The sequence below is a fragment of the Petrotoga sp. DB-2 genome, from assembly GCF_054051725.1.
Map to the genome: position 1 here is coordinate 1 of NZ_JBSVZD010000073.1, position 515 is coordinate 515.

General features: G+C 39.6%; 1 protein-coding gene. It reads left to right on the top strand.

Translation table 11 applies throughout. From position 1 onward, the window contains the following. A partial coding sequence (locus tag ACW9JY_RS10480; protein ID WP_457284328.1) for an ATP-binding cassette domain-containing protein occupies nt 1-515 on the top strand: 515 nt, incomplete at both ends.

Below are 515 nucleotides of genomic sequence, written 5' to 3' on the forward strand. Positions count from 1 at the left end.
AGCACATTTCTAAAAACGATATGTGGTTTAGCCGAACCGCCACTGAGGATAGTAGATGGAAAGATATACTACGAAGTGGAAGGGAAAGAGATAGATATAACCAAAATGAGTCAAGAAGAATACAGGAAATTAAGATGGCAATTCATATCGTACATACCGCAAGGATCGATGAGTGCGTTGAATCCGATAATAAGGATAAAAGAATCATTCAAAGACTTTGTGACCTCACACAAAAAGATAAAAGATGAAGAAAAAGAATTTGAAGAACCACTGAAGAAACACTTAACCGCCTTGGGATTACCGCTAAGGGTACTAAAATCATACCCACACCAACTATCTGGAGGGATGAGGCAAAGGACGACGATAGCCTTAGCAACGATACTCAATCCAAGGATCATAGTAGCGGACGAACCTACAACGGCGTTGGATGTAGTAGCGCAAAGGGCGGTAATACAATTACTAAAAGACATACAAAAAATGCAAAAAAACACGATAATACTGGTAACCCACGACAT